Annotated in this window: 19 protein-coding genes and 1 tRNA gene; all 20 read right to left on the bottom strand. The window is 36.7% G+C overall.

Going from position 1 to position 24110, the window contains the following annotated elements:
• Positions 1-78: 78 nt before the first annotated feature.
• Positions 79-3900 (bottom strand): DNA-directed RNA polymerase subunit beta, encoded by a 3822-nt coding sequence (gene rpoB / locus DRF60_RS12160; protein ID WP_116012312.1) that lies wholly within the window; start codon positions 3898-3900, stop codon positions 79-81.
• Positions 3901-4037: 137 nt separating this feature from the next.
• Positions 4038-4166 (bottom strand): hypothetical protein, encoded by a 129-nt coding sequence (locus DRF60_RS21780; RefSeq protein ID WP_262510877.1) that lies wholly within the window; start codon positions 4164-4166, stop codon positions 4038-4040.
• A 182-nt stretch (positions 4167-4348) separates the two neighbouring features.
• Positions 4349-6949: a T9SS type A sorting domain-containing protein gene (locus DRF60_RS12155; RefSeq protein WP_116012311.1), complete on the bottom strand. Its 2601-nt coding sequence runs from the start codon at positions 6947-6949 to the stop codon at positions 4349-4351.
• A 51-nt stretch (positions 6950-7000) separates the two neighbouring features.
• Positions 7001-8179: a hypothetical protein gene (locus DRF60_RS12150; protein ID WP_123902678.1), complete on the bottom strand. Its 1179-nt coding sequence runs from the start codon at positions 8177-8179 to the stop codon at positions 7001-7003.
• 182 nt (positions 8180-8361) lie between these two features.
• Positions 8362-8652 (bottom strand): hypothetical protein, encoded by a 291-nt coding sequence (locus DRF60_RS12145; protein WP_116012309.1) that lies wholly within the window; start codon positions 8650-8652, stop codon positions 8362-8364.
• Positions 8653-8980: 328 nt separating this feature from the next.
• Positions 8981-9349 carry a 50S ribosomal protein L7/L12 gene (gene rplL, locus DRF60_RS12140; protein WP_034723387.1) on the bottom strand — a complete coding sequence of 123 codons (369 nt, stop codon included), beginning with the start codon at positions 9347-9349 and terminating at the stop codon, positions 8981-8983.
• Between the two features lie 46 nt (positions 9350-9395).
• Positions 9396-9992: a 50S ribosomal protein L10 gene (gene rplJ / locus DRF60_RS12135; protein WP_116012308.1), complete on the bottom strand. Its 597-nt coding sequence runs from the start codon at positions 9990-9992 to the stop codon at positions 9396-9398.
• 17 nt (positions 9993-10009) lie between these two features.
• A complete protein-coding gene (gene rplA, locus DRF60_RS12130) occupies positions 10010-10702 on the bottom strand; it encodes a 50S ribosomal protein L1 (protein WP_111955369.1) in 693 nt (230 codons plus the stop codon).
• Between the two features lie 11 nt (positions 10703-10713).
• Positions 10714-11160 carry a 50S ribosomal protein L11 gene (rplK, locus tag DRF60_RS12125; protein WP_062650142.1) on the bottom strand — a complete coding sequence of 149 codons (447 nt, stop codon included), beginning with the start codon at positions 11158-11160 and terminating at the stop codon, positions 10714-10716.
• A gap of 366 nt (positions 11161-11526) precedes the next feature.
• The gene (locus tag DRF60_RS12120; RefSeq protein ID WP_157967958.1) at positions 11527-13134 is read right to left on the bottom strand and encodes a T9SS type A sorting domain-containing protein; all 1608 of its coding nucleotides are present in this window, start codon (positions 13132-13134) and stop codon (positions 11527-11529) included.
• Positions 13134-13883 (bottom strand): hypothetical protein, encoded by a 750-nt coding sequence (locus tag DRF60_RS12115; protein ID WP_123902677.1) that lies wholly within the window; start codon positions 13881-13883, stop codon positions 13134-13136. The genes DRF60_RS12120 and DRF60_RS12115 overlap by 1 nt, the downstream gene beginning before the upstream one ends.
• A gap of 215 nt (positions 13884-14098) precedes the next feature.
• Positions 14099-14641, bottom strand: coding sequence for a transcription termination/antitermination protein NusG (gene nusG / locus DRF60_RS12110; protein ID WP_048508469.1), 543 nt, complete (start codon positions 14639-14641; stop codon positions 14099-14101).
• Positions 14642-14659: 18 nt separating this feature from the next.
• Positions 14660-14866, bottom strand: coding sequence for a preprotein translocase subunit SecE (secE, locus tag DRF60_RS12105; RefSeq protein ID WP_034702507.1), 207 nt, complete (start codon positions 14864-14866; stop codon positions 14660-14662).
• 12 nt (positions 14867-14878) lie between these two features.
• Positions 14879-14949: transfer RNA gene (locus DRF60_RS12100), tRNA-Trp, on the bottom strand.
• Positions 14950-15003: 54 nt separating this feature from the next.
• A complete protein-coding gene (gene tuf, locus DRF60_RS12095; protein WP_034749673.1) occupies positions 15004-16215 on the bottom strand; it encodes an elongation factor Tu in 1212 nt (403 codons plus the stop codon).
• A gap of 282 nt (positions 16216-16497) precedes the next feature.
• Positions 16498-17586 (bottom strand): hypothetical protein, encoded by a 1089-nt coding sequence (locus DRF60_RS12090; protein WP_116012305.1) that lies wholly within the window; start codon positions 17584-17586, stop codon positions 16498-16500.
• A gap of 7 nt (positions 17587-17593) precedes the next feature.
• Positions 17594-17941 carry a hypothetical protein gene (locus DRF60_RS21375; RefSeq protein ID WP_123902676.1) on the bottom strand — a complete coding sequence of 116 codons (348 nt, stop codon included), beginning with the start codon at positions 17939-17941 and terminating at the stop codon, positions 17594-17596.
• A 451-nt stretch (positions 17942-18392) separates the two neighbouring features.
• Entirely contained in the window at positions 18393-21491 is a 3099-nt protein-coding gene (locus DRF60_RS12080) for an efflux RND transporter permease subunit (RefSeq protein ID WP_116012303.1), read from the bottom strand.
• Between the two features lie 136 nt (positions 21492-21627).
• On the bottom strand, positions 21628-22713 hold the full coding sequence (locus DRF60_RS12075; protein WP_116012302.1) for an efflux RND transporter periplasmic adaptor subunit: 1086 nt from the start codon (positions 22711-22713) through the stop codon (positions 21628-21630).
• Between the two features lie 2 nt (positions 22714-22715).
• Positions 22716-23957: a TolC family protein gene (locus DRF60_RS12070; RefSeq protein WP_116012301.1), complete on the bottom strand. Its 1242-nt coding sequence runs from the start codon at positions 23955-23957 to the stop codon at positions 22716-22718.
• Between the last annotated feature and the right edge of the window lie 153 nt (positions 23958-24110).

Raw genomic sequence — 24110 nt, 5'->3', positions numbered from 1 at the left:
TAGATTTTAGATTTTGGATTATAAATTTTGGATTATAAATTCTGAATTGATTCAAAATTCAACATTCAAAATTTAAAATTATTCCTCAAGTCTTACATCAAGTCCAAGTCCTTGTAACTCGTGAAGTAATACATTGAATGATTCCGGAATACCTGGTTCAGGCATCGATTCACCTTTTGCAATTGCTTCATAAGTTTTTGCTCTACCAATCACGTCATCCGACTTCACAGTCAGAATCTCTCTCAGGATATTTGATGCTCCAAATGCTTCAAGAGCCCAAACCTCCATCTCTCCGAATCTCTGACCTCCGAACTGAGCTTTACCTCCTAACGGCTGCTGAGTAATTAATGAGTAAGGACCAATAGAACGTGCGTGCATCTTATCATCAACCATGTGTCCTAATTTCAGCATATAAATAATACCTACTGTAGCCGGCTGAGTAAATCTTTCTCCTGTACCACCATCATAAAGGTGAGTGTTACCGAATTTCGGAAGACCAGCTTTTTCTGTATATTCAGTAATCTGATCAAGACTTGCCCCATCGAAAATTGGTGTAGCGAACTTCAGTCCCAGTTTCTGACCAGCCCATCCTAGAACTGTTTCATAAATCTGTCCGATGTTCATACGGGAAGGTACCCCAAGTGGATTCAATACGATATCTACCGGTGTTCCGTCTTCAAGGAATGGCATATCTTCTTCACGAACGATTCTTGAAACGATACCTTTGTTACCGTGACGTCCTGCCATTTTATCCCCTACATTCAACTTACGTTTTTTAGCGATATATACTTTTGCCAATTTCATGATCCCCGCAGGAAGCTCATCTCCGATAGAAATAGCGAATTTCTCACGGTTTTTAACTCCCTGGATATCATTGAACTTGATTTTATAGTTGTGAATTAACTGTTTTACCAATTCATTCTTATCGTTATCTACAGTCCAGTCTGCACCGCTTACGTTGACGTAATCTTCTACTGAAGTCAATAATTTATGAGTGAATTTCACACCTTTACCGATGATTTCTTCATCAAGGTCATTGGTAACTCCCTGAGAAGTTTTACCGCCTACCAGTGTGTTTAATTTTTCAATTAAAGTATTTCTCAACTCATCAAACTTAGCCTTGTAAGTGTTTTCAATTTCTTCAAGCTTAAGTTTTTCTTCAGTTCTTTTCTTTTTATCTTTAATGTTTCTTGAGAACAATTTTTTGTTGATCACAACACCTCTTAATGAAGAATCTGCTTTTAATGAAGCATCTTTTACATCACCGGCTTTGTCACCAAAGATCGCTCTAAGAAGTTTCTCTTCCGGAGTTGGGTCAGATTCACCTTTTGGAGTGATCTTACCAATCATAATGTCACCAGGCTTCACTTCAGCACCGATTCTGATCATACCGTTCTCATCAAGATCTTTCGTAGCTTCTTCAGAAACGTTCGGAATATCTGCTGTCAGTTCTTCCATACCTAATTTGGTATCACGAACTTCAAGTGAATATTCATCCACGTGGATTGAAGTAAACCAGTCTTCACGTACAACTTTTTCGTTGATTACGATGGCATCCTCAAAGTTGTATCCTTTCCAAGGCATGAAGGCTACCACCAAGTTTCTACCAAGAGCTAATTCTCCATTTTCAGTAGCATACCCGTCGCAAAGTACCTGTCCTTTATGCACTGTTTCACCTACTCTTACGTTTGGTCTCAGTGTAATTGTTGTACTCTGGTTGGTTTTTCTGAATTTAGTAAGGTGGTATGTTTTAGTTGCAGATTCAAACTGTACTAAATCTTCGTCATCACTTCTTTCATATTTGATGGTGATCTTATCAGCATCTACATATTCTACAAGACCTGTACCTTCAGCATTGATCAAAATTCTTGAATCTTTAGCAACCTGCTGTTCCAGACCTGTACCAACGATTGGAGCTTGTGGCTTCAATAGAGGAACGGCCTGACGCATCATGTTGGATCCCATCAATGCACGGTTCGCATCATCATGCTCCAGGAATGGAATTAATGAAGCTGAAATACCAGAGATCTGGTTTGGTGCAACGTCGATAAGGTTAACCTGAGATGGCTCAACTACCGGGTAGTCACCATCCAGTCTTGCGATAATTCTGTCTGTTAAGAAATCACCGTTATCAGTCAATTCTACGTTCGCCTGAGCAATTACTTTATCTTCTTCATCTTCTGCGTTCAGATAAACAGGATCTGCAGTAAGGTCTACTTTACTATTCTCTACTTTTCTGTATGGCGTTTCGATGAAACCTAAGGTATTGATTTTAGCATAAATACCTAAAGAAGAAATCAAACCAATGTTTGGTCCTTCCGGAGTTTCAATCGGGCAAATCCTTCCGTAGTGGGTATGGTGAACGTCACGAACCTCGAAACCTGCTCTTTCTCTTGATAAACCACCAGGTCCCAGGGCAGAAAGTCTACGCTTGTGCGTGATTTCTGATAGCGGATTGGTCTGGTCCATGAACTGAGAAAGCTGGTTGGTCCCAAAGAACGAGTTAATTACTGATGTTAATGTTTTAGCATTTACAAGATCTAGCGGAGTAAAGATTTCGTTATCTCTAACGTTCATTCTTTCTTTGATAGTTCTTGCAATTCTTGAAAGACCTACACCGAACTGTCCTGCCAATTGCTCACCAACAGTTTTAATTCTTCTGTTTGATAAGTGGTCGATATCATCAACCTCAGCTTTAGAGTTAACAAGCTCGATCAGGTGTCTTACGATAGCAATGATATCTTCTTTTGTAAGAACTTCGGTAGTTGTAGGGATGTTTAGACCTAGCTTTTTGTTTAGTCTGTAACGTCCAACTTCACCAAGTGAATATCTTTGCTCAGAGAAGAATAATTTTTCGATGATTCCTCTTGCTGTTTCCTCATCTGGCGGATCTGCATTTCTTAACTGACGGTAGATGTACTCTACAGCTTCTTTTTCAGAGTTTGTAGGGTCTTTCTGTAATGTATTCTGGATGATAGAGAACTCGTTGCTGTTTTCTTTGTGAATCAGGATAGATTTCACACCAGCATCAAGAATAAGATCTAAATGTTCTTTTTCAAGAATGGTTTCTCTGTCAAGGATGATTTCGTTTCTTTCGATAGAAACTACTTCACCTGTATCTTCGTCTACGAAATCTTCGAACCAAGTGTTCAATACTCTCGCAGCCAATGTTCTTCCTTCTACTTTTTTAAGAGCAGCTTTAGAAACTTTCACTTCTTCAGCAAGGTCGAAGATCTGAAGGATATCCTTATCCGATTCGTAACCGATAGCTCTTAACAGGGTAGTTAATGGTAACTTTTTCTTACGGTCGATATACGCGTACATTACGCTGTTGATATCGGTCGTAAATTCCATCCAAGATCCTTTGAAAGGGATAATTCTTGAATAATACAGTTTAGTTCCGTTTGCGTGGTAAGTCTGTCCGAAGAATACACCAGGTGAACGGTGAAGCTGCGTAACAATAACTCTTTCAGCACCATTGATGATGAAAGATCCACTAGGCGTCATATAAGGAACCGGGCCTAAATACACATCCTGAACCACAGTCTGGAAATCCTCGTGCTCAGGGTCTGTACAATACAATTTAAGTCTTGCTTTAAGAGGGACTGAATACGTCAATCCTCTTTCCACACACTCGTTAATTGAATAACGTGGAGAATCTACCAGATAATCAAGGAATTCCAATACGAACTGATTTCTAGAATCGGTGATCGGGAAGTTTTCCTGGAAGGTTCTGTATAAACCTTCGTCTGTTCTGTCTTCTGGAAGGGTATCAAGCTGGAAAAAATCTCTGAAAGACTCTAACTGGATGTCCAGGAAGTCAGGAGTGATAATTTTTCCTTTAGCTGATGAGAAGTTAATTCTCTGATTCCCCCTTGTAGTTGCTGTTGTTTTACTCATAAAACTTTTAAGAAAGGGTTAAAAAATATTTTGATTTATTAAAAAATATCAGGAAAGAAAAAGAAAGAGAGAAAAAGATAAAAGACTTCAAATGTTTGGCGCTATTAGAAATCGTCTTTATTCTTTATTCTACATTCTTACAATCTAATCCTAACTGCAACACTGGTATATCTTTTCACAGCGTAATGCAAAATATTTTCATTTACTTTTGAGGCAGAACTTGCTACAGTATCCATATAAGAGAAATCCCCTTCATTATTTTCCATGAAAGAGTTGATTTTCAATATTTTATAGATTTACAAACAATTATTCGCGCCAAAAGAGGGACAAAGGTACGAAATTCCACCCACATAGACAAATAAAACCTCTTCATTTTGAGAGCATTAAAGTCTTTAAATAAAAAAAGGCCGTCCCGAGGGACAGCCTTTCATTCTATAAAATCTGAATATTATTTCACAATGATCTTATAAGATTTCATTGTTGACTTCGTATCTATTTTCACAATATAAACACCTGCCGGTAATGAAGCTGTATTGATTTCAGCATTACCAGAGAATTTATCTGATTTGATCAACTGCCCCTGAGCAGAAAAAACTGTATAAGTTCCAGCTTCTCCAGATTTAACGTTTAAGTTCTCACCTGATTTAACCGGGTTAGGATATACACTGATATCATTTGCAATTGAAGTAACATCGGAACCAGTGATTCCTTTTGCACTAGATGTCAATCCGTTTTTAGCTGATGTAGCATAAGGAGATAGCGGCGAAGCAGGAGCTCCTCTCTTCACAAGATCTGTATCTACAACAGCCTGGATACCGTCTTTATCAAGGTCATTGATTCTTGAAATAAAACCTACCCCAAAGTCATCTAAGTTATCTTTACCAATAGCCCATAGATCATAATCAACCCCGTTTGAATTTAAGTCTACAAAATCCGGTTTATCATCACCGTCTGTATTTTTAAGAGGGTACTTCATTACGCCTGAATCCGGATAAGTTTCCAAAATATCAGCAATACCGTTATTTCCTACAGCAACATTGCTATCAATAATACCATTAAGGTCCGTATCTATCTGGCTGATTACTGACGCTGGGATACCAGATTCAAATAAATCTAAAATACCATCATTATCAGAATCTAAATCTAAGTAGCTGGCAATTCCATCTCCTAATACCTGAACAGGTCCAAATACTCCTTCTGTATCATCATCTTCAAATTTACCATTCCCATCAAGATCCTCCAACGCATCTGGAATTCCATCATTATCAGAATCAAGATCACAAGCATCTACAATCCCGTCACCATCTGTATCAATAGTAGGAGACTTGTCATTTACCGCTGTACATCCTTCTGCACAATCCGGAATACCGTTACCGTTATTATCAATACTGTCATTACCATTAGGACACTGATCGAAGCAGTTTGGCACTCCATCGTTATCATCATCCCTGCTTGCAAATGCATTATAGATATAATAGTTCTGAGGAATACGCACCCCTGTACCGCTATAGAAAGTAACTTTAATACGGTTGAAAGGCTTAGTCGCCCTACCTCCTACATAAAATTTATTAGAATCTGTGGTGAAGAAATTCCCACTGATCAAGCTTCCTGTACTTGTGAAAATGTCTGTCTGAGTATTATTATTGTAAAGGGTTACTGTAATGTTCTCAAGAACACTTACTCCGATAAGGTTTGCAGCTTTTTCTAGTGTAAATCCGGCATATGTATTAGCAGGAAGCAAGCTATTAGTACTTACTGTAGCATAAGCTGAGAAAATACTTAAGAATGAAGCAGCAGGAATAGTTGCTGTAGCATAATTTGAGGTATTGGTATCTACAATAGCTGATGGATTTACCATTTTTGCTAAAATAAGACCAAAAAGTCCGGGACCTGAAGTCCAGTTGGTTCCTGTTACCAGATTTCCCGGAATTGCAGAGCCACTTGTCTGAATTTTATCATTACAGTCGCAAGATGCAGGCTCCTCAAATGCGTAATATACTTTTAAAGATCCTAAATTAACGCCTACAGTCTGTGTAACTTTTAAACGTACTTCGTTAAAAGGCTTAGAAGCCGTAAGTGTTACTTTCTGTTTTCCTGAGCCAAAACCTAAAACTTTAATATTGATAAGTCCTCCACCGTCAGATAATGTTCTGGAATCCTGTAGCTGACCATATAAATAAGTTTCTACAGTAATATTTTTCAGGAATTCTGCGCTTAAAAGCTTTCCTTCATCATCCGGAGAGATCACAAAACCAGTTCTGTTTCCCGCAGGATAAACCTGATTTTTGTCTAATACTCCTACTGAGTAAGATCCAAGAAGTCCAGCCGGCAATACGATTGTTCCGTAAGAATTCTTGTCTCCGTCTCCTATTCTTTCTCTGTTCTGAACAAAAGAAAGCGGAGCAATAAAGCTGCTGCTTCCTGATACGTTTCCATCTACACCGCTTCCTGCGATAATATCATCACAGATGCCATTGGTATCAACAGGAACCTTAGCAGGATCAAATGCAAAGGCATAATACACATTCATTGCACTGAATATAGACAGTACATTGGTCTGGTATAATCTTACTTCATCAAACTCTCTGGTTGTCTTAAAGTGAAGAAAAATTCTGTTTTTAGCACCTCCAAATGCAGGTACTGATAACAATGTAGTACTTGTCGTAGACTCCTGCAGCACACCGTTTTTGTATGTACTTATTCTTAATGAGCTCAGCAGGTCTACTGTAATAAAGCTGGTTCCCAGGTCTACATTAAAACCTGTAATATAACCTGCCGGATAAGTAGTATTTGTATTTTTTACAGATATACCATTACCACTTACCAGTGATGCAAAGTTTCCCATGCTCACACTATTATCCAGATTCGCATCTATTACCGGATTCATACTTCCGTTATAGCACACCAGACAAATCCCTGAATTGTTTACAGGCTTAGCTTCTACGCCCATCCCTCGGATAGGCTCATAACCTTTTTGAGCAGTTACTGCTGCAGACATCATAAATACCATCAGCATTACCGCAAATTTCTCGAATAATTTTTTTGCCATTTTTTTTGTTTTTGTGGTTTTATTTTTTTGTTAAAGTTTTGTGTTTTATAATTATAGAGTTTGCCACCCGTACGAAGTATTATTCACCTGTCTACAGCCAACAAAATTGCCGGATGTTACACCCAGTACAGTTGCCACTTCATATATTATTGATCCCGCATTAGATGCATCACATGTCGGTCTTGTAGCGGAAGATTTTATTTGAACAGCCTTGCTCACTTCTAAATCTGCGTAGTTTGTTGAACTTGGAGTTACATTTATTCCTACATCAGTAAGCACTGTACCTACAGCTCCCTGTCCTGAAAACACATGTGCATTATTAGCATAGGTTGACTGGTTAGCCAGTGAAGCTCCACCAATTCCGATGGCAATAGCCCCTGCTGTTCCACTCACAGTATTGTTACTTCCAAAAGCAAAATTATTTAAGGTAACAACATTATTAGCTCCAAAAGCAAATCCTCCATTAGTAGCATTATTTGTATGCCCTACTGCCACAGCAATTGAATTACCTGTTGTATTAAAAGCTCCAAAAGCAAAATTACTTGAAGAGATCGCAGTATTTGAAGTCCCAAATACTTTTCCTCCTCCAGTTGCTGTATTTGACGATCCTATTGCTATCGCCGGAAAATTAGCCGCTGTAGTAGTAGCCGTATTCCCTCTTCCGAGTGCTATATTATTTGAAGTATTATTAACAGTATTTGTACTTCCCCAGGAAAGACTGGAAGCATTTTCTCCTCCTCCTGACAATCCTCCGGCAGTATCAAGCACTGCATGCACTTTATTGGCACTTATCATTACCAGATCAGCAGCTCCTTTAGTCCCCAGATAATTGGCAGAAGCCGGAGCAACTCCCAAAACTTCTGTTGTGGTAGAAATTTCTCCAGCCGCATTTCCTTTAACCTGCCATTCTGTACCGGTTTGTTTCTGCCATACTGTTCCATCAAAATAATAATATCCCGGAGTTGTCACATTAATCGTCGAGCCAACAGGAGTAGCATTAATAGACGTAATATACACTAAAGCCCCTGTCTGGGCTGCAGCATATGTCTTAGCAGCCAGTTCACTTAGTAAGAGTCTCGGCGCAATAATCCCATCAGGCTTATTGGCATTTGTCGGAAAGCCAACCACATCCAATGTAGCCTGGGGAAGACCTGTATTAATTCCAACCTGTGCGTTTATAAGACATCCTGTAAAAGATAAAACCGCGAGTGTTAATAATTTGTTTTTCATTGAATTGATATTTGTTGTTTTTTTATGTTTTTTTGATATTATTGAATGCATACCTCTTATAGCTTCAGGAAGCATGTACTAATTCCAACCTGCGCGTTTATAAAATAACCCAATAGAGGTAAACCGTAACTATAAAGCTTGTTTCCGTTAAAGTAATTGGAATACACCTGTCTTTGGTATAATTAAGATAATTTATCCGGAAACTTAATTATAAAGTCCCCCTTTTCAATTTTAGGGTCTTCAACAGAATGTATATCGTATTTATACTGTTGTACAATTTCTGCATCTCTACATAGCAAGCTCCAATGCCTAGCATCGGCATACAGCTTACTCATTTCTATAAAATCATTATTAACAGGAGCCTTATCTTTTTCTGAATGTTCCGTAAACTTACAAAGACAGTATGATACAGTAGAATTCTGTACTGCTAAAGATGTGGTGCTGAGATTCTCTATCTGCCATGCAAACAACATATTGATACAATATGCTATAGCATAGCCATAGAAGACAAAGTAATTTATTTTCAATTATGTATGTGTTTTTTTCCGGTACAAATATAGCAAATTTTCAATTAAAACAACTTTTTAATATTAAATTTATACAAAAATCAACACTTTAACAATGTAATAAATATTTAATTATGTTAATTTTTATAATATATACAACAATAATTAAATATTAAAACACACCCGTCAATGATATTTAATTATTTTAATAAAATACATTGATTTTTAGAGCATTAAAAAACAACAAAAAGCCCGGACATTACTGTCCGGGCTTCTTGTTTTATAGTAAATTGAATTATTTCAATTCTACTTCAGCACCAGCTTCTTCTAATTGCTTCTTAAGAGCTTCAGCTTCGTCCTTAGAGATTCCTTGCTTGATAGCAGCAGGAGCTCCGTCTACGATATCTTTAGCTTCTTTAAGACCAGCACCAGTTAAATCTTTTACCAATTTAACGATAGCTAATTTAGAAGCACCTGCAGACTTAAGAATTACATCGAATTCTGTTTTTTCTTCAGCAGCTTCACCTGCACCACCTGCAGCAACTACTACAGCAGCAGCAGCTGGCTCAATTCCGTACTCATCCTTAAGGATAGTAGCTAATTCGTTTACGTCTTTTACTGTTAGGTTTACTAGCGTTTCAGCTAAATTTTTTAAATCTGACATTGTTGTAATGTTTTTGTTGATTATTTATTTAATTTTTTGAGTGTAATTATTCAGCAGCTGGCGTTTCGTCAGTGCTTTCTGCAGCAGGAGCTTCTGGAGCCTCAGCAGCAGGAGTTTCTTCTACAGCAGGTGCAGCGGCTTCTTCAGCTGTAGCTTCTACTGTTTCAGATTTGTTTTGAAGAGCAGAAACAACTCTTTGAATTGGAGACTGAAGCAATCCGATGATTTCACCGATCATTTCTTCTCTAGACTTAATGCTTACTAAAGCATCAAGATTGTTATCACCAACATAGAAAGTTTCCTGTACAAAAGCAGATTTTAATGCCGGCTTTTCTTCTTTTTTTCTGAAGTCTTTGATTAATTTTGCCGGAGCGTTAGCTGTATCAGCAATCATTAATGCAGAGTTACCTTTGAATGTCTGGAACATTTCAGAGAAATCTACTCCATCAATTTGCTCCATTGCTTTTTGTAAAAGTGTATTTTTCACTACTTTTACTTTGATATTCTGCTTGAAAGCCTGTCTTCTGAAATCAGAAGATTTAGCAGCGTTCAAACCGTCTAAATCTGCTACATAAACTACTTTCGCATCCTGAAGCAAATCTTTGATCTCTTGTATTGCTACAACTTTTTGGTCTTTTGTCATTGTCTTAAGGATTATTATTAGTTAACAGATTTACTATCAATTGCAATACCCGGGCTCATTGTAGAAGACAAATAAATGCTCTTCACATAAGTACCTTTAGCAGCAGTTGGTTTCATTTTGATCAATGTAGAAATTAATTCCTGAGCATTTTCTTTGATTTTAACAGCATCGAAAGATACTTTACCAATACCAGCATGGATGATACCATACTTGTCTACCTTGAAATCAATTTTACCTGCTTTTACTTCAGTTACTGCTTTACCGATTTCCATAGTTACAGTTCCTGATTTAGGGTTAGGCATAAGACCTCTTGGACCTAATACTCTACCTAATGGACCTAATTTACCCATAACAGCTGGCATAGTAACGATAACGTCAACATCTGTCCAACCTTCTTTTATTTTTTGTAAATATTCGTCAAGACCTACATAATCAGCTCCAGCTTCTTTTGCTTCAGCTTCTTTATCTGGTGTAACCAATGCTAACACTTTAACATCTTTACCAGTACCGTGAGGAAGAGATACAACACCTCTTACCATTTGGTTTGCTTTTCTTGGATCTACACCCAATCTTACAGCGATATCTACAGAAGCATCAAACTTTGTAGTATTTACTTCTTTTACAAGAGCAGAACCTTCTTCAAGATTATAGATTCTTCCTTTTTCTACTTTGCTTAAAGCTTCCTTTTGCTTTTTAGTTAATTTTGCCATTTCTATTAGTTTTAAGCGTTAAAAGTTGGTTTAGTTCCTGTTACTCTTAATCCCATAGATCTAGCAGTACCTGCAACCATAGAAACTGCAGAATCCACTGTAAAGCAGTTAAGGTCAGTCATTTTATCCTCAGCGATTTTCTTTACCTGATCCCAAGATACAGAACCTACTTTGTTTCTGTTTGGTTCTCCGGAACCTCCTTTGATCTTAGCCGCATCCATTAACTGAATTGCTGCAGGTGGAGTTTTAATAACGAATTCAAAAGATTTGTCTTCGTATACTGTAATTACTACAGGTAAAACTTGCCCTGGCTTATCTTGGGTTCTCCCGTTAAACTGCTTACAAAACTCCATGATGTTCACACCTGCAGAACCCAATGCTGGACCTACTGGTGGAGAAGGGTTAGCTGCGCCACCTTTCACCTGAAGCTTTACCATTTTAAAGACTTTCTTAGCCATTTTTAATTTTTTTAGTTTGAATAATTAATGAGTTTGGAAGCATTTATTATTCAGCAGATTACCTACTCACATACAGCAAATCTACTTTTCGGACTGCAAAATTATGAAATATTTTTGAATTAGCAAATGGAAAGCGCTGATTTTTAGAAAGAATGTTAAATATTTTTTTAACTGCACTTACATAAAATGAATATCTGGACCATCACCAATGAAACCTATAATACAGAATGTTAACTTTATCAGCAGAGTTCTATTCTTATAATAAACTTTCTGGAAATGATGGAAAAACTTTTGAAAAGCCACTCAAAAAAATTACTGCCCATTCCTGGACAGTAATTAATTTCTTATCAAGAATTTAATTAATTATTATTTTTTGATAAATTTTTCAGTTACCACTTTACTTTTTGTTTTGATTTCCAGTAAATACATTCCTGACGAAATAGACTGTACATCTATTTTTTTAACTCCTCCTGTAAGATTTATCACTTTCTGCCCGGAAGCATTATAGATAGAAACTGATAGAATTTCATCATCAGTCTGAATATTAACGAAATCACCTGTAGGATTAGGATAAATTTTAAATGAATCCGAAGCAGGTAGTTTTCCTTCTCCTTTCACTTTTACTTCCGGTTTTACTGCTTGCTTTTCTAATACTTTTTTACTGGCCGGCAAAGGCGAGTTATCTGTATAAGCATAAAAATATCCGTTTTCTATTTTTGTATCCGGCAAAATTAAACAATATGCATTTCCTTCTACTTTTATTCCGTTCCAGGAGGTATCATTTGCCGATCTTACATCCGCACCTTCAATGATAAAATTACTTCCGTTTTTAACAATAACCCTACTTTGAGGAGCCATTATTAATTTGCAGGTTGTCTTTAAACTTGAATTATTATCAATTTTAACATTTGAATAATTCCTGAAATTGATATCCCACAGCTCATTAGAATTTACATTTAAGTAGGTATCTTTAAATGAGTTTTCTGTAAAATACTGTCTTACGCTTGATACTGATGCCGTTTGAAACATCATTGAAACATCTTCAATACTCAGATAATCATGATTACCTGATGAATAACTCATCAAATTTGAGCCACAATCGTGATGATACAGCCCAAGATTATGTCCTAATTCATGAACCATTGCTCTTGCTCCCAAATCAGAATAATACCACTGCTTTACAGTATCCCAGGTAGGACTCCCGAAAACAGGGTTACCTACAGCATGTTGCTTCCTGTGAATAAAGCCGTTATAAATATCCGGCCAGAATTGTCTGGATTTTGCATCAAACTGGTTATAAAACGGGAACTCTGAAGCCGCCCAGTCTAAAGGAACCTGGCTATAATTACCATTTTCGTATTCAGAATATATCTGTCCGTTATTAGAAAATGTAATATTTATTCCCGGAGGAATGCTAGGATCATTATCATAATAAGAATAGTAATAGGTAGATCCCGGTATTAAAACACTGTTATTATCATACGGATTATTGTTGGCCGGGTTAAAACCGGTTATGAGATAATCCCATGCAGTATCTACTTTCCAGATTTTATTTACAATAACTCTAATTTTTGTATCAGAGATTTGCTGAGATGAATTTTCGCATCCGCTTACCGGGCTTCCCAGATTGGCCAGACGATAATTTATCATATCTACAAAGCTGTTGAGAAATGCGGTATGCTCAGGATTGTTTTGTTCAAAATTACCTTTTCCGTCCGGCCTGGTGGGGAAAATAAAATTCAGCTTCACATAGATAACATCATCGGTTACCTGAGGAATATATCTTGGATTATCATGTCCGTTTTGATTGTAATACCATGAAGTATTACCGCAATTGGTATTGTTTTTTTGCACATAAACGGTAGTATTCTTTTTACCTGTATCTATTATACAAGTTCTTGACTGAATATCTGTCTGTGATTTGAAAGTAACAAATACATTGCATACAATTAAGAAAAAGATAATTTTTTTCATCATTTATTTTTTTCTAATTGTTGTATTTTCTTGTCCTGCTTTTCCAGCTTTTCATTTAAACCAATCAGATGCAATGTAAGTTCCTCTATTTTTTTCAATAAAAGAACATTCATTTCTTTCAATTCAACCCCGTTCTTTACCACTTCATCTGCAGAAGGAACTTCAGGCAGGTGCTTATTCAGAGTTATAAATTTCTTCACTTCATGTAAAGGGAGCAATTTATAATCATCACTAAATACATAATCTGCCCAGCCATTAACGTTGGCAAATTCAACTTTAATTTTTTCAGTTTTAATTCCATCTTTTACAAAGAGTCTGTAATTACTGCAGTCTGTGCAAGAGGCCAGAGAAGAATTGTAAGCATTTACTCCCATTAGAATTCTTCCGTTTTCCCTGGCGGAAAATATAGGATATTGCCAGTTGGCAGTAGATATGGTTAAAAGCCCAACATCATTAGACTGAGGGTGAACGCTTTTAATCCACACCACATCTGTTCCGCTGTTCTTACTAGGGGTATTATCAATAATGTCAATACCATCTCCATCGACTGTATTAATATTGAAAAACATCCTGCCGTCAGCAATTTTAAAGCGCTCGGCATTGTTTGTCTTGAAGACCAAATCCTTATTATCCGTTGTCCCGATAAAGTTAATTGCAGGATCTGTACCCGAATTACCCGTTAGTGACCAGCTTTGTGCTTTGTTGAAAACCATGCATGACAATAAAGTCAAGAGAAAAATTTTCTTCATGTTATTAGTTTTAATGTTATAGTTTGTCCTATAAATTTAACTAATATTTTTTAACTGCTGACGGTTAAAGATCACTTTAAAGAGAATTTAATATACAATTAAAAAAACTGTCACTGCATGAATAGAAATTTTGAGTTGAAGGTTGTCATAGTATTAAAATTTGGCACAAAAAAGACCGCTTTTCAGCAGTCTTTATATATTTTAAAAAGTACGGATTATACTTTTTCTACTTGCATATAGCTAAGCTCCATTGGAGTTTTTCTACCGAAGATCAGTACAGAAACTTCAATTTTCTTCTTGTCTTCAAGAATCTTCTCAACAGTTCCGTTGAATCCATTGAAAGGCCCGTCAATTACTTTAACGTTTTCACCAACGATGAATGGGATCTCAACATCGCTTGCAAATTCTGAAAGCTCATCCATTCTTCCCAGCATTCTGTTGACCTCAGATTTTCTCATAGGAACAGGATCACCTCCTTTTGTTAAGCTTAAGAAAGATATTACTCCCGGAATATTTTTAATTACATGGGGAATTTCACCCATCAGATCAGCTTCGATCATCAGGTATCCAGGATAGTAAGGTTTCTCTTTAGGAACTTTTTTTCCATTTCTGATCTGAATAACCTTTTCCATAGGAATAACCACTTGAGTAACGTACTGCTCAAACCCTAAACGTTTGATTTCTGTCTCAATATAGTTTTTCACTTTATTTTCCTGTCCGCTGATTGCTTTCAGCACATACCATTTCAATTCGCTCATTATGGGAAAATACTTTTTTTAGTTGAACACGTTAATTAGCATTCCAATTATGTTGCTGATTGCTTTTGAAAACAATTCATCAACTCCAAAGGTAAACAATGCCAAAATCACTGTAGCAATAGTTACCACAATAGTAGAAGACTGAAGATCAGCCCACTTTGGCCATTCAACTTTATGTCTGAATTCGTTATAAGAACCTTTTAAAAAATCGACAAATGAACTCATAATTAATATTTGCACGGGCACAAGGATTCGAACCCTGATCAACGGTTTTGGAGACCGGTATCCTACCATTGGACGATGCCCGTAGATAAAAAGCTTCCGAGAGTTTCCTTCCGGAAGCTTTATTTATTTTAAGATAATTAGTCTAAGATTTCAGTTACCTGACCTGAACCAACTGTTCTACCTCCTTCTCTGATCGCAAATCTAAGACCTACGTTAAGAGCGATTGGCTGTAACAATTCTACAGTGATCTCTAAGTTATCACCAGGCATTACCATTTCTACACCTTCTGGTAAGAAGATCTCACCTGTAACGTCAGTAGTTCTTACGTAGAACTGAGGACGATACTTGTTGTGGAATGGAGTGTGACGTCCACCTTCTTCTTTAGAAAGGATATAAACTGATGCTTTGAATTTTTTGTGTGGCTTAACAGAATCTTTCTTAGCGATTACCATACCTCTCTTGATGTCAGTTTTTTCAATACCTCTCAACAATAGACCTACGTTATCACCAGCTTCACCTCTGTCAAGGATTTTTCTGAACATCTCAACTCCTGTAATAGTAGAAGTTAATTTTTCTTCACCCATACCGATGATATCAACAGGATCACCTGTATTGATAATACCAGCTTCAATTCTACCAGTTGCAACAGTACCTCTACCTGTAATAGAGAATACGTCTTCGATTGGCATCAAGAATGGCTTATCAGTATCTCTTGGTGGTTGCTCGATCCAGTTATCAACAGCATCCATTAATTCTTCAACGCTCTTGAACCACTTATCTTCAGTATCAGGAGTAGCTGCTGTAGCTGCTGTAAGAGCACCTAATGCAGAACCTTGAATTACTGGAGAGTTATCTCCATCAAAATCGTAAGTAGATAATAAGTCTCTAAGCTCCATTTCAACAAGCTCTAATAACTCAGCATCATCCACCATGTCAACTTTGTTCATGAAAACAACAATTCTAGGTACATTTACCTGACGGCAAAGTAGGATATGTTCTCTAGTCTGAGGCATTGGACCGTCAGTTGCAGCACATACTACGATAGCTCCATCCATTTGAGCAGCACCAGTTACCATGTTCTTTACGTAATCCGCGTGACCTGGACAGTCAACGTGAGCATAGTGTCTTTTTTCAGTTTCGTATTCGATGTGAGCAGTATTGATAGTAATACCTCTTTCTTTTTCTTCTGGAGCAGAGTCAATTGCAGAGAAGTCTTTTTTCTCAGCAAGACCTTTGCTAGCTAGTACAGCAGAAATTGCAGCTGTAAGAGTAGTTTTACCATGGTCAACGTGACCAATAGTACCAATGTTCAAGTGTGGTTTGTTACGATTAAACGTTTCCTTTGCCATGATTTAAAATTATTTATTTTATTATTTTTCAATTTTTCGGTGTGCAAATATAATGATTTTTTAAATACTAAAACCTTTTTATTTAAAAAAAGTTTCAATATTCAAATCAATGAAGCACAAACCTTATATTTCAATGTATGAGACTGCAAATTTAAACAAATTTCCGGATTGAAAAAAAACTTTGAGAGCCTTTTATGAAAAGCTCTGAAACCCAATATATAAAAAGAGTATATTTTTGCTATTTCACCTCTTCCTGATACCCTTAAAGATCTTATATATATTTCAATCAATTTTTCTCAGTGATTGCACAAATAAGTATAATGCCAATATACAAGCCCCTCCTAACATAATTAATGGCATTGAGTTCTGGCTAAAAGCAACAAAAGAGAAAAATTCATTCAATATAAAACCTACAGCATTGATATTAAAGATCCCAAGAATTGATAAATATACGAATACCGATATGAGTGCTACCCTTTTATAGCTGGGATTAAATATAGTGATAAAAATATTCTTCATCTTAGTTCTGAAGCTCACAGGAAATAAGTAAGCCGGAATAAAAAGAGCATACAGACCTATTGAAAACATAAAAGAGATATTCAGCATCAAAAGTACATTAAGGTGAAAAAAAACTGTTATCAGAAGCATAGTTCTGAAAAACTTTGGGGAAAGAAAAGCTATTATAAAAATTGTTTCAAAAAAAACAGTACAATAATCCAGAACCTCCCAAAACATCTTAGAATGTATTCCATCATAAAAATCCGAAAGAAAGTCATTCCACCCTATAATATATCTGTACTGACTGAAAAAGATCAGTGTAGATTGAATATCTGTATTGAGCCATCCTCCTAAGATTTTAGAAAATCCGGCCGTAAACATTCCGAAACTAAAAATCAGACTTATCATAAATAGCGGCCATGATTTTGCCGACCCGTCTGTTTCTTTCTCAGGTTCAGGAAAAAAACTGTAGGTTCTATTCCATGGAGAAAATGACATAATTAAAATAGGCAGGGTATAAATAAAATCATGATTTACCTTTCCAAAAGAATAGGCATAATTATTATTCAGCACATATACTATCATATAAATTATCGCAAATATTCTTGGCTTATACCCTATCAAAATCATCAATAATCCCAGATACATTACATATCGGCATACTACAAAAAAAGCTTCAGAAGGAATGACATCTATAAAAGACAGTAAACTAATGGGGGGATGCATCGCACTATTAGGAATAGAATGAATCCAGCTGTTATCTCCTATTCCTGCCCACAGTAAGAACAAAGAGAAAAATATCCTGTAAAATGCCAAAAACTCATAAGTGGGATGGTAACTATTGAAGGGAAGTTCTTTTAGTTTATTCATCATTGGTAATTTAAAATCTATAATTTAGTACTGTGTCTTGAATGGCAGCATCATTCATTTTTCTTGTGGTGATATCAAAATCTTTAGTTTCATTGATAACCTGTATACCTGTCACTTCTTTATCAGGAAACCTTTCTTTGAATTTTCCTATGATGAATTTTTTGCTTTCGTTTAAATCCACTTTTTTAATATTCCGGTTAAGGATAGACTTTTTTAACAGATAAAGTTTCTTTTTATAAAAAGGCAGAGTATTTATCCGGCTATCTAAAATTGGATATTCCTTGGGAAAAAGTAAATTTTGGATAAGGGTAATTTGTATTGTTCTTGGTATTCTGTCACCCAAATAATCATTTTTCAACAAAATACTGTCTGATCCGTCTTTAAAAAAGACATGGGAAGTGGTTTTCGTAAATTTAATATATTTTCCATCTTTTATCGGATATGAGGAAAATCCCGGAAAATTAAATGATGGATAAGTTTCTTGAATATTGAAAGCAAATATTAATTGCAGCGGGAGCAAAATGATTAAAAAGCCAAACAGGAAGAGAATTGATTTTTTGTATTGTTTCATATTGTGTTTTTTACATTTATAATTTAAGGCATACTTTGAAAAGCTTGCCACTTTGAGAACAAGGGGAACTGTTTCTACAAATGTTTAAAGATAGGTATTCATTATTTTTTCAGATAATAAGATTAATAATTAATGGTCAAATTTAATTATTTATTTGGAATCATATACTAGTAAGCTAAAAAAGCGCAGAAAACCAGGTTTTCTGCGCTTCAATTAACATATATAGATAGAAGAAATATTAAATCTGCTGGGATTTTTTCGTCCTGTTGAAGATCCAGAAGATAATCGGAAAGATCAGCAAGGTTAATAAGGTCGCTGTAATTAATCCTCCGATAATTACAATTGCCAATGGTTTCTGAGATTCCGAGCCGATTCCTGTAGATAGTGCAGCAGGCATTAATCCTATGGAGGCCATCAATGCAGTCATGATAACAGGGCGTGTTCTTGTTTTCACTCCACTGAGTATAGCATTATCTAAATTCAATCCTTTTTTGACATTCTGATGGAACTCTGTGATGAGAATAACTCCGTTTTGTATACATATTCCGAGCAAAGCAATCATCCCGACTCCTGCTGAAATTCCAAAGTTCATCCTGGTAAGATGCAGGGCAATAATTCCCCCTATCAAAGCAAAAGGCACATTCGCCAATACCAGCAGGGAATCTTTCATATTTCCGAAAAGGATGAATAATAAGAAGAAAATTCCCAAAATACTAATCGGAACCACCTGGGCCAGTCTGTGTGAAGCTCTCTGCTGGTTTTCAAACTGCCCGGTCCACCCGATAGAATACCCGTCCGGAAGATCAATATTAGCCACTTTTTTCTGCGCATCAGCAATAGTACTTCCTAAATCACGGTCACGAATCGAAAATTTTACTCCGATGTACCTTTTAATATCATCTCTGTAAATAAATGCAGCTCCGTTATCTTTTACAATGGTACTGATCTCTTTCAGTGGAATTTTTGCACCATCCTGTGTAGGAACCATTAGGGAAGCAATATCATTCTCGTCTTTTCTGTATTCCTGGGAGTAACGCAGACGGATCGGGAATTTTCTTTCGCCGTCAAACATTTCCGAAGCAGTTTTACCTCCAAAAGCCATTTCCAGTACAGACTGTGCGTCGTCCGGCATTACTCCGTAAGCCGCCATTTTATCACGATCCAGCACAACACTTACTTCCGGCTGGCCAATATTTTTAATAATCCCGGGATCCTTTACTCCGTCTACGTCTTTGATCTGTTTAAAAACCTTATCAGCCAATTTATCCAAGGTTTCCAGATTATCACCATAAATTTTGATCCCGTTTTCCGCTTTGAAACCAGCTACGGCTTCTGCCACATTATCTGAGATCGGCTGGGAATAATTAAAGGTAATTCCCTGATAGCTTCTGAGCTTTTTATCTATTTCCTCAATCAGTTCTTCGTAGCTGATCTTGCGTTTCCATTCATCTTTAGGTTGAAGATTGACGGCAAACTGTACAAATCCAAATCCGTTCGGGTCTGTTCCGTCATTACTTCTTCCGGTTTGAGCCAGAACATCAGTAACTTCAGGAAAACTCATAATGTCTTTCTTTAAAAGGTCTGCGGTTTTCAGAGATTCTTTCAATGACGAACTCATTGGCATTTCTGCAGTGATCCAGAGTGAACCTTCATTCAACTGCGGCAGGAATTCTGTTCCTAAGAATTTCCCTGAAAATAATGTCACCATCATGAAAGAGATCGCAACAATTAAGCTTATTCTTTTATTTTTAAAAGTATAATTGAATCCTTTGAGTACAATTCTATCCCAGAAGTTCACAAAAGGGTTATTTTTTTCTTTTACATTCTTATTTAATAGAATGTGGGAAAGTACGGGAACCAATGTCAGAGTGAATATCAATGCCCCTATCAAAGCAAATCCTAAGGTAAATGCCAATGGTGAGAACATCTTCCCTTCCACTTTCTGGAAAGAGAAAATTGGGATTAATGAGGTAATGATGATTAATTTTGAAAAGAAGATGGCTTTTCCTAACCCTGTTCCGGTCTGCTTGATCCAGCCTCCTTTTGATAGCTTATTAAATTTTTCTGTTCCATATTTAAGCGCTTTATGATCGAGCATGACAAAAAGACCTTCCACCATAACGACGGCACCGTCAATAATGATCCCGAAATCTACCGCACCCAGCGAAAGCAGATTGGCACTCATTCCTGCAAGCTTTAAGCATAAAAATGCAAACAAGAGGGACAGCGGAATAATAATGGAAACAATGAAGGTTGTTCTCCAGTCTGCCATGAAGATCAGAACGATCACCGTAACAAGAATAATTCCCTCGATCAGGTTATGCATGACGGTGCGTGTTGTGAAATCCATAAGATTGTCACGGTCGTAAAAAGTCACCATTTTGACATCTTTCGGAAGAACCTTTTCGTTAAGCTCTTTGATTTTGGCTTTCACCCCAACCAGAACTTCTCTTGGATTCTCTCCTTTTCTCATTACAACAATTCCTTCAACAGTGTCTTCATGGTTATTCAATCCGGCTTGTCCTACTCTCGGCATTGAACTTTCGTGAACTTCGGCAACATTTCTAACCAAAACAGGATTTCCACTGTCGTTCTGGATAGTAATATTACCTATATCATTAATGGATTTAACCAAACCTATTCCTCTTACCACATACGCCTGTCCATTTTTCTCTATGACATCACCTCCGACATTTAAGTTGCTTTTGGTAACGGCGTCATATACCTGCAGCGGCGTCAGATTGTATTTATCCAAAGCTCTGGGATCAATACTTAATTCAAAAACCTTGTCCTGACCTCCGAAAACATTGATGTCTGCAACTCCCGGAACACCTCTCAGCGCACGGTCGATCACCCAATTCTGCAGGGTCAGCAACTCTCTTGAATCTTTTGTTTTACTTTCCAGGGTATATCTGAAAATTTCCCCGGTAGGCCCGTAGGGTGGCTGAACTTCCGGATCCACCTCATCAGGAAGGCTTACGGTTCTTAATTGGTTATTGACCTGATTTCTGGCGAAAGTATCATCCACCCCGTCATCAAAAAGAATTTTAACAATGGAGAGACCAAACATTGTAGTACTTCTCACACTTGTCTTCTTCTGAACCGGGCTCATAGCTAATTCGATGGGGGTGGTCACAAAACGTTCCACTTCTTCTGCGCTCCGACCATTCCATTGGGTTATAATAACAATCTGGGTATTGGTAACATCCGGGAAAGCTTCAATGGGCATATTTTTGAAACTGATAAAACCCGCAATGGCCAAAATAGCTACCCAGATAAAGGTAAATGCTTTATTTTTTAACGAGAAGGCAATTATATTTTTAATGAATTTATTCATAGTAAAAATTAGATGTTAGACTAATAACTAAATGTTGAATTGTTGAAGGTTTTTCGAACCATTAAGTTTTTATTTAAGGAGTTAAGATTATTAGGGAATTGAATATGCTGCAATGCTTAATGATTCAAAATCAATTTTAATTATTCAAAGAGCGATAAATTAAAAGTTGGTTATTAGTAATTACTTCTTCTCCTTCAGACAAGCCACTGGAAATATAGGTGATGTCTCCGGCCTGCTTTAAAATTGTTATTTCTTTAATCTTAACATCTGTTCTTGATTTATAAACGACCACAAAACTTCTTTTATCATCAAAAATGACGGCTTTGGAAGGAACCATAAGAGCTGTATTATTTTCTGAACTTGTGACTTTTATGGTTGCCTTACTTTCAGGAATTAATAATCCATTTGCATTATCTAAAACAACTCTTGCCTGCATGGCATTAGTTTGCGGATCAATAATTTTAAATATTTTATCTATTTTTCCATCAAAAACTTTGTCCGGATAAGACAGTGTGGAAACCTGAGCTTTCATTCCAAGACTTATTTTTTCGATGTCTGATTCGTTGACATTCATAATTGCCCAGACGCTTGTCGTGTTGGCAACATCGAAAATATTATCGCTTCTGTCGCTTCTCAGCTGCATATCTTTATTAATATTCTTTTGAACGATATAACCGCTGATCGGAGCCACAACACTGTAAATATTTCCCATCTTCACATTATAAACCGTACTTACCGCATGTGCTCTCTGCATTTGGTCCTGAGCCTTCTGCAATTGGCTTTTGGCTTCCAACACATCTCTTTCGGTGTTCAGTTTTCCTTCGTACATCTCCCTGGCAACGCGAAGATTGTTTTGTGCAACAGCCAAATCTGTTTTTGCATCGCTTACCTCTTTCTGAACTTCCGCCAGCTCCGTACTTCTGATAGTCGCCAGAACCTGTCCTTTCCTCACATAATCTCCCAACTCTACATTTACACTTAAAACATTTCCTCCAACCAGCGGATAAACATCGATATAGCTGTTTTTGTCTGCCGATATTTTTCCGTAAAAATTATAATCATCTTCTATATTTTTTTTCTCAACTTTTGCTAAAGAAATTGAGTTCAGCATTGTGTTGCTCAATTCAAAACCTTTTTCTGCCTGTGGTTTTGCTTCTTCCTCTTTTTTTGAGCAAGACAGGATTGACAAAGCCATTATTGTCAGGGTTATATATTTTTTCATAATTAATAGAAGATTTTCGTTTGTACTAATTGATTAAGCAGTTCTGCCGACTGTATAATTTCGTTCTTCATATCGAAGATCTGGAGAGCTGTTTCTCTGTAACTGTCCATAAAATCTGTGAATTCTATAAGGTTAACATTCCCTTTTCTGAAATTTTTCAGCATTCCGTCATATATCAATTCCATATTGCTAAGGTCTGTAGTTTTGATTTCTGCAAGCTGATCGTATTGACTTTTCCATGTTTTATAAGCAGCTTGAACTTTAGTTTCAAGATTCAGTTTCTGGTAATCTGCGTTTTTCTGATTCTGCTGAATGGCATAATTGGCTTTTTCCACGTTTCCCTGATTGGATTTCCATAGTGGCAATGGAATCCCAATCATGAGGTTAACTTCATTTTTAAAGGTTCCCCCATTCTGGTCCCACCCTGCTCCTACATTAAGGTCCGGAACATTTAGAGATTTCTGCCACTGTGCATATAATTTGCTATTATCAATCAGTTTTAGAAAATATTGATAGTCAGAATTATTTTCCAAAGCTTTCCTCTTTAACTCATCTTCGTCACCGAAGGGCTGCGCGGCAAGGACTTCTTTTGCATCAGCATCAGAAAGCTGGGGTTCTATTTCATCCGAAATTCCTGTGAGTACTTTTAAATTCTGTTCAAATTCAAGGGTGTTTTTATTAATTCTCAGTTTATCATTATTAAGCTGGATTACCAGGCTCTGCAGCCTTACTTCATCTTTAAGAGAAACGTTACCTTTGGCAGACTGTATGCGGTAAGCATCTAACAGGTCATTCATATATCTCAGTTGCTTATTGGTATTGTCGAGCTTCTGTTTTTCATAATATAAATTGAAATAGGCAGTATGAAGCTGAGCCTTCAGGTCCACTAAAAGCTGTGAAAACTGAAGTTGGGCGAGTTCTTTGTTTGATTTCGCAAAAGCAATTTCATTTTTCTTTTTCCCACCCATATAGATCAGCTGAGTAATCTCCGCTCCTTTGGCATGGCCAATATCAAAAGCTTTTTTACCTTCAGGGTTGTAAGCGTTAACCTGACCGCTCAACTGTGGCAATTCCCAAATCTTAGCCTGCAGAATATCCGCATCAGCCATATTGATGTTATATTGTTCTGCGAGAAGCTGGAGATTGTTTTTCTGAAAAGCCTCTTCACAGTCCAAAAGAGACATCTGCTGCTGTCCCGCCATGAATGAGGAAATGGCAATAAACAGACCTGCAATTTTGTTCATTCTATCTTTTTTTATGGTGCAAAATTGCCTTTACACAATTAAAAGGGCCTTAAAGAAGCCTTAAAAAAAAATTAAATTTGGTTTATGTTTAAATACTAAACATAATTAGAACTGCAAAAATTTGCAGTTCTAATTTGTAATATATCTAAAAAA

Source organism: Chryseobacterium elymi, from assembly GCF_003385495.1.
Classification (GTDB): Bacteria; Bacteroidota; Bacteroidia; order Flavobacteriales; family Weeksellaceae; genus Chryseobacterium; species Chryseobacterium elymi.
This window is presented reverse-complemented; position numbering and strand designations above follow the sequence as displayed.

Bases quoted from the DNA above. Each gene is read 5' to 3' on its own strand.
- rpoB (WP_116012312.1), bottom strand. From the start codon at position 3,900: ATGAGTAAAACAACAGCAACTACAAGGGGGAATCAGAGAATTAACTTC.
- DRF60_RS21780 (WP_262510877.1), bottom strand. From the start codon at position 4,166: ATGGAAAATAATGAAGGGGATTTCTCTTATATGGATACTGTAGCAAGT.
- DRF60_RS12155 (WP_116012311.1), bottom strand. From the start codon at position 6,949: ATGGCAAAAAAATTATTCGAGAAATTTGCGGTAATGCTGATGGTATTT.
- DRF60_RS12150 (WP_123902678.1), bottom strand. From the start codon at position 8,179: ATGAAAAACAAATTATTAACACTCGCGGTTTTATCTTTTACAGGATGT.
- DRF60_RS12145 (WP_116012309.1), bottom strand. From the start codon at position 8,652: ATGTTGTTTGCATGGCAGATAGAGAATCTCAGCACCACATCTTTAGCA.
- rplL (WP_034723387.1), bottom strand. From the start codon at position 9,349: ATGTCAGATTTAAAAAATTTAGCTGAAACGCTAGTAAACCTAACAGTA.
- rplJ (WP_116012308.1), bottom strand. From the start codon at position 9,992: ATGACAAAAGACCAAAAAGTTGTAGCAATACAAGAGATCAAAGATTTG.
- rplA (WP_111955369.1), bottom strand. From the start codon at position 10,702: ATGGCAAAATTAACTAAAAAGCAAAAGGAAGCTTTAAGCAAAGTAGAA.
- rplK (WP_062650142.1), bottom strand. From the start codon at position 11,160: ATGGCTAAGAAAGTCTTTAAAATGGTAAAGCTTCAGGTGAAAGGTGGC.
- DRF60_RS12120 (WP_157967958.1), bottom strand. From the start codon at position 13,134: ATGAAAAAAATTATCTTTTTCTTAATTGTATGCAATGTATTTGTTACT.
- DRF60_RS12115 (WP_123902677.1), bottom strand. From the start codon at position 13,883: ATGAAGAAAATTTTTCTCTTGACTTTATTGTCATGCATGGTTTTCAAC.
- nusG (WP_048508469.1), bottom strand. From the start codon at position 14,641: ATGAGCGAATTGAAATGGTATGTGCTGAAAGCAATCAGCGGACAGGAA.
- secE (WP_034702507.1), bottom strand. From the start codon at position 14,866: ATGAGTTCATTTGTCGATTTTTTAAAAGGTTCTTATAACGAATTCAGA.
- tuf (WP_034749673.1), bottom strand. From the start codon at position 16,215: ATGGCAAAGGAAACGTTTAATCGTAACAAACCACACTTGAACATTGGT.
- DRF60_RS12090 (WP_116012305.1), bottom strand. From the start codon at position 17,586: ATGATGAATAAACTAAAAGAACTTCCCTTCAATAGTTACCATCCCACT.
- DRF60_RS12080 (WP_116012303.1), bottom strand. From the start codon at position 21,491: ATGAATAAATTCATTAAAAATATAATTGCCTTCTCGTTAAAAAATAAA.
- DRF60_RS12075 (WP_116012302.1), bottom strand. From the start codon at position 22,713: ATGAAAAAATATATAACCCTGACAATAATGGCTTTGTCAATCCTGTCT.
- DRF60_RS12070 (WP_116012301.1), bottom strand. From the start codon at position 23,957: ATGAACAAAATTGCAGGTCTGTTTATTGCCATTTCCTCATTCATGGCG.